7 protein-coding genes are annotated in these 6,408 nt (G+C 47.1%); 1 reads left to right on the forward strand and 6 read right to left on the reverse strand.

The window, feature by feature from the left end; translation table 11 throughout:
- From B7Y67_RS09355 to def, 6 genes are all read right to left on the reverse strand, one after another.
- Positions 1-1,424 (reverse strand): HAMP domain-containing protein (locus B7Y67_RS09355; RefSeq protein ID WP_293598410.1); only part of this gene is annotated, 1,424 nt, incomplete at its 3' end.
- Positions 1,421-2,002, reverse strand: a complete 582-nt coding sequence (locus B7Y67_RS09360) for a DUF4390 domain-containing protein (protein WP_293598411.1) — start codon at positions 2,000-2,002, stop codon at positions 1,421-1,423. The genes B7Y67_RS09360 and B7Y67_RS09355, both read right to left, overlap by 4 nt.
- Positions 1,999-3,312: a 16S rRNA (cytosine(967)-C(5))-methyltransferase RsmB gene (gene rsmB / locus B7Y67_RS09365; RefSeq protein ID WP_293598412.1), complete on the reverse strand. Its 1,314-nt coding sequence runs from the start codon at positions 3,310-3,312 to the stop codon at positions 1,999-2,001. The genes B7Y67_RS09360 and rsmB overlap by 4 nt, the downstream gene beginning before the upstream one ends.
- A 1-nt stretch (position 3,313) precedes the next feature.
- A complete protein-coding gene (htpX, locus tag B7Y67_RS09370; protein WP_293598413.1) occupies positions 3,314-4,180 on the reverse strand; it encodes a zinc metalloprotease HtpX in 867 nt (288 codons plus the stop codon).
- Positions 4,173-5,195, reverse strand: coding sequence for a methionyl-tRNA formyltransferase (gene fmt, locus B7Y67_RS09375; RefSeq protein WP_293598414.1), 1,023 nt, complete (start codon positions 5,193-5,195; stop codon positions 4,173-4,175). The genes htpX and fmt overlap by 8 nt, the downstream gene beginning before the upstream one ends.
- Before the next feature lie 7 nt (positions 5,196-5,202).
- Positions 5,203-5,718, reverse strand: a complete 516-nt coding sequence (gene def / locus B7Y67_RS09380) for a peptide deformylase (protein WP_293598415.1) — start codon at positions 5,716-5,718, stop codon at positions 5,203-5,205.
- 71 nt (positions 5,719-5,789) lie between these two features.
- Between def and dprA the strand changes: the two genes are divergently transcribed.
- Positions 5,790-6,408: DNA-processing protein DprA (gene dprA / locus B7Y67_RS09385; protein ID WP_293598416.1), on the forward strand; the 619-nt coding region annotated here is incomplete at its 3' end.

Here is a 6,408-nt window from a genome sequence, read left to right on the forward strand (position 1 = left end):
AAGTCTGGCTGACCAATCTCTACGCCGACTGCTAGCTTCATGGTGGCAAAACCCTCTTTAATTGCCTGATCAAACTCAACAAGACTTGGACTATCACTTAAAGGACGTCCATCCATTCGCGTTAAGTCTTGCCCAAAGATGCGATCAGCCCCCGCATTGCTTGAAACCACATTGAAGTTTTTATCGAAAATACAAACGCCAGCAGTTAAATTGCCTAATACTGTTTCTAAGAATGATTTGGATTCCTGGAGAGATGTCCTGGTATCGGCCAACTGACGGGTCATCACATTAAATTGACGAGTTAACATTCCCAGCTCATCGCCAGTATCCAACTCTGGTTTGGGAGATAAGTCACCCTGAGCAACAGCCTGCGTCCCCCGTAACAACATCAACAAAGGCCTTGCAAGCTGACGGCCCAAGGTCAAAGCCAAAGTAACCGCCACAAATAATGCAAAAAATAGAGTTAATGTAAGCGTACCTACAAACATTTTTCTTAGGCCAGTTCGGCCCAAGGACTTCTCTTGATAATCGCTATAGGCTGACTCAACTGCAACAATATTTTTAGCCAATGGCTCGGGAATAAAACGCACTAACTGCAAAAAATATTTATCTTCTACCTCTTTAGCAGAGCCTGATTTACCGGAGAGCTGTTTTTTACGGATAATCGGCACAATTGCCCTCACTCGATAAGCGCGCTGTCCACCTTCTACTTCAATTTGCTCTACAGAGGAGATGCCCTTCTTTTTAAATGCCTCATTAATGGTATCGGGGGCAGGTGCTGGCAGATATTTTTTAGGCCGCGATTCACTGGTTAAGATCAAGTTACGCTGGATACCAAAAAGGCTTACCTCTTGAATGCCAAATTGATTGCGAATCTTCATCACCATGGAGCCAACTTGCTCAGAACTTGTGCCCGATGGAACTTGGGTAATTTGCTCAGCAATGTAATTGCCTTCAGCCAAAATCTCCTCTTGAGCAACGCGCAGAGTAACTCGCCCCAGCTCAAGCCCAGCATCTAATGCTGACTCTACCTGCACATCAAACCATGTTTCAATACTGCGAGAAACGAACTGCAAAGAGACGCCATACAAAATTAAGCCTGGGACCACTCCAACCAGAGCAAAAATCATGGCTAGCTTGGCAACTAAGCGGGTACCAAACCGTCCCTTACGCCAACGAATGGCAATGACTATCACCAAGGTCAAAATGACTAGCGTCAAACAAATGCCAATGATGACGTTGGCCGCATAGAGCCAAATAAAATAGTTATCAAAGAACTCGGTGTTGGATGTTGCAATGGATAGCAAGACTAGCAATAGGAGCGCAAAAGTACCAATTACTGCCATTGCTATCGGCAGTGCGCGTCTTTTCCAAGCATCCTTCTCAAACGCATTTGATCCAATGAAGTCTAAAGAAATCTTCATCGTTTAATCAGGTTGGGGCCGGTTGGTAAAAATGGAAAGCGAACCCAATCACTTGTCACATTCCAGTCTCGATTGTTTAGTGCATTTACCTGGAATGGCTTGGGTAGCCTACTCAAATCTAGAGTCATTCTGAGCGCTGCAGTGTAAGACTTGCTTGCGTCAATTTGGCTGCCATCAATTACCCGCCAACCCCCAATACTCCCTACTGCCTGCAAGGCCTCAAATATAGTTTTTGCAGAAAAGGTAAAGCCTTCAGAGGCTATGCGATATTGCTGAGTCATGGGCTGATAAGACAAGCGTGTTAGTCGCTGAGCCATCGCAGGCTTTTCATCAAACCAATACCAACGCGAACGAGTTACATCAAACTCAGTCTGAAAATATAAGACAACCCCTTTTTGAACCGCGTCTTCTAGACCCGGGCTCAATTCAATCTTAAATGTAGCATTTAATAGCCAGTCGTTATCCACCCGCTCTAGCTCAGCAGATTTAAGCTTGATCCCCTCTGCATTTGCAACTGCTGAAAATAGACTCAGCGCTATCAAAATACAAAGGGTGAATTGTTTAATGAATTGGCTCATGGCCCTTTTTTCTTAAACAAGGCATAGAAAAAACCATCATTTAGCTCGGCGGGCAAAATTTGTCCGGGAGCGCTCAATCGTAACGCATCGAGATGCTCATTTGCAAACCAAGCGGCCTGCTCCACACCTTCTTCTGGAAATACGGAGCAAGTCACATACAAAAGCGTGCCGCCCATTTTGAGCATCTTCCACGCTTGCTCCAAAATAGCGCGTTGCCTCAACTGTAGCGCTTTAATATCTGCCTCACGACGCAAGAAGGGGATATCGGGGTGTCTTGCAACAATGCCAGATGCTGAGCAAGGCGCATCCAATAAGATTTTGTCAAACGGCTTACCATCCCACCAGGCTGACTTTGAGGCGTCGCCACGCACCACCTGAACGTCGTCAGATTGCAGTCGCAAGCGATCTAAATTACCGCCAATTTTTCCAAGACGCTGACCATCCAACTCCAATGCAATCATCTCGCATTGCGCCAACTCCAATAAGTGAGCGGTTTTTCCACCAGGCGCAGCACAAGCATCCAATACGCGCTCTCCCAGTTTTGGGTCAAGCAATACCGCCGCAATTTGAGCCCCTGCATCTTGAACAGAAACAGCGCCACTATAAAATCCCGGCAAATCGGATACCGGCACAGGCTCACGCAAGACCAAAGCAGAATTCAATGGGATTCCAGCAATGCTATCAATGGGCTCAGAAACGATGCCGGCCTGATGCAATAACTCTTGATATTCCTGACGCGTATGCTGCTTGAGATTCACCCGCAAAATTAAGGGTGCACGTTGGGCCTGCTGAATCAGCATAGCCTGCCAAGACTTCGAATAGTTACGTTTCAAACTAGCCCGCCACCAGGGCGGAAAAAACATAGGAATGGGGTCTGGCGGATAAGGTTTCTCATTCTCAGCCTGCACTGCCAGACTAACCTTACGCAGCACAGCATTCACTAAGCCCTTGGCATACATTGTTGGCTCATATTCACTGCAAGCCTTTACTGCCTGATCAACAATCGTATGAGCCGCATAGCCTTTACCCTCCGCACCACTTTGTAAGAAAAAGGCGATTGCTACGCTTAATAAGTACTCTACTTCTACTGGTGGAGTCTTTGGAATGAATTCCTTAATGAACTCATGAGATCTCACCCACTTACGCAAAGCGTCAAATGTAAGGCTTTGAACGATAGGGCGTTCGTGCGCATCCAGCTGATCCAAAACTTCTGTAAGTGATCGACCCACCATCACCTCACCAATTGCTTGCGCAGAAATAGTGATCGCCTCGGATAGAGGAAGACTGCGTGGTGGTTTTTGATCAGTCAAATTATTCCGCTCCGGGGTAAACCCCGTTTTTAGACATGCTAATTAATCGAGCTACCCGCTCCTCCATTGGGGGATGGGTAGAAAAAAGTTGTGAGAGGCCACCAGCGGTAAGAGGGTTAATGATCATCATTTGCGCCGTCTCAGGATGCCGCTCAATGGCTTGAAATGGAATACCTTGAGCATAGGCATGAATTTTTTGCAGGGCCTGTGCGAGCGACTCAGGATCAGAGCTCATTTCTGCTCCGCCACGATCGGCTTCATATTCGCGCGCCCGAGAGATGCTCATTTGAATTAGGCTTGCTGCCAGAGGCGCCAAAATCATTACTGCCAATGCCGCCAGGGGATTGCCTTGCCGACCCTCTGAATTTCGACCACCAGCAAACATCGCTAGATTTGACAATGCAGAAATGGCTCCGGCCATAGTAGCAGCCACAGTAGAAATCAAAATATCTCGGTGCTTTACGTGTGCAAGCTCATGGGCCATTACGCCGCGCAATTCACGAGGCGAAAGAACTCTGAGGATGCCGGTGGTTGCTGCAACAGCAGCATTCTCCGGATTGCGACCGGTTGCAAATGCATTGGGCGCATCCTCATCAATTAAAAATACTTTAGGCATGGGGAGTCCAGCCTTTTCAGCCAGCTCTTTAACCATGGCATACAGCTGGGGAGCAGAATGCTCATCCACTTGCTGTGCATTCGTCATCCTGAGGACCATCGTATCTGAGAACCAGTAGCTAAAAAAGTTCATTCCGATTGCGATCAGCAGCGCAATCAACATCCCCTCTTCACCACCAAGCATGCCACCAACCACTATGAAGAGCGCAGTAATTGCCGCCATCAAAATCGCGGTCTTTGCTAAATTAAACATTTACGTCTCCTTGCTTGTTTGCCGCCTTTTCAAACCTCATTAAATTAGGTGCACTTATTCCACCAGGAATGCACAGACTTGCAGAAATCTTTTTCCCACCTGGTTTTTGCATTTCTAAAATCTCGATCACGCCCTCACCACATTGAACATACACGCCATCAGCACTACATCCCACAATTTGTCCAGGCTTGGCATCTGGATCTATTTGCACTTGCTTGGGCAAACAAGAGTTCCAAAACTTGAATTGCTCACCCTGAAGGCTGCTTATCGATCCGGGAAATGGATTGAAAGCTCGAATACGTCGATCAATTTCAATAGCGCTTAACTGCCAATCAATTTCTGCCTCGTTCTTTAATATTTTTTCTGCATAGGTAATGCCGATACTTGGCTGTGGAGTTCTTGCAATGACAACATCCTTATCTAGATCATTCAGAACCTTCACCATCAACTCAGCACCCAGCTTAGCAAGACGATCGTGAAGTGTTGCGCTAGTGTCGTCAGAGGTAATTTTCAAATCACCCACCAAAACGGTATCGCCAGTATCTAGACCCGCATCCATTTGCATGATGCTCACACCGGTGCAGGCGTCACCACTCTCAATAGCGCGCTGGATTGGGGCTGCGCCGCGCCATCTTGGTAACAAAGATGCGTGAATATTAAAGCAGCCATACCTACCATTGCGAGACGCGATGTCCAGAACGTCTTGAGGAAGAATTAATCCGTATGCAACCACTACCATTGCATCAAAATCAATGCCAGATAAATATTGATATGCTTCAAGCGCTGCCGCTTGTTTCTGCAAGTCAGGATGACTCTGCTTAAGAGATACCGGTTGCAATACGGGAATATTTTTTTCTTGCGCAAAAAGTTTTACGGGGCTCGCCTGCAGATGCATGCCGCGACCCGCACGACGATCCGGCTGGGTAAGCGCTAAAACAATTTGATGACCAGCCTTTTCTATTGCACGCATTGCTTGCGCAGCAAACTCTGGGGTACCAGCAAAAACAATTTTCATTGGGCGCTTAGCGCTCGCCTACTAATTCTTTTGCGCGCTTTTTCATTTTGAGAGAAATACGATTGCGCTTCAACATCGAGAGATACTCAACAAACACCTTGCCCTGCAAGTGATCCATCTCGTGTTGCAAGCAGACTGATAACAAACCATCTGCCTCTACTTCAAATTCTTTTCCATTGATGTCGAGCGCCTTCACTCGAACTACCGCTGGACGATCAACTTCATCGTAATACTCTGGCACAGAAAGACATCCCTCGCGCCATGATTTTTTTTCTGGGCTTGCCCAAACTAATTCTGGATTGATGAATACCATTAACTCATCTTGATTATCTGAAATATCAATCACCACAATCCGCTCATGAATATCAACCTGTGTTGCAGCCAAACCAACCCCCGGCGCTTTGTACATTGTCTCGGCCATATCGGCCACAATTTTTTTGATGCGTGCATCTACCTGCGCCACGGGTTTAGCAACCTTAAGTAGGCGTGGATCTGGATAGCAAAGGACAGTTAATAAAGCCATATCGGAATTATCCAACAGAGTAATAAAGCTGTCCTGATAGTTCTCTATACGCCCATGCTGAAAATTGCTTTATGAACAAGCCGAACAATTCAGACATCATCCAAATTCACCAAAACGCCGCTGGCTATCCAGCTCGCCTATTAGATTTATACGATCCTCCCAATTCACTCTATATATATGGGGATATTCGCTTGCTGGGTTTCCCCATGATTGCCATTGTTGGATCCCGCAAGGCCAGCCATGAGGGAATCAAAAATGCCCACTATTTTGCGCAAGCCTTATCTGCGAAGGGCTATCTCATTATTTCGGGCTTAGCCAGGGGCATTGATGGTGCCGCCCACTTGGGCGCCCTTGGACAGAAGAAGGACCAGCCAACCATTGCAGTATGCGGAACAGGTCTGGACAATGTGTACCCCAGAGAGCACCAAAGATTAGCCCAAGCAATTGGTAGTAGCGGCTTACTAGTGTCTGAATTGGAGCCAGGATTGGGGCCAAAAGCCTGGCACTTCCCACGCAGGAACCGCATTATTGCGGCCCTAGCGCTAGGAATCCTGGTAATCGAAGCGGCCGAGCGCTCTGGCTCATTGATTACAGCCAAAATAGGGCTAGAGCTGGGCCGTGAGATCTTTGCAATTCCTGGGTCGATACATCACCCTCTATCAAGGGGCTGTCACCAGCTACTTCAGCAAG

This window comes from Polynucleobacter sp. 35-46-11, from assembly GCF_002281105.1.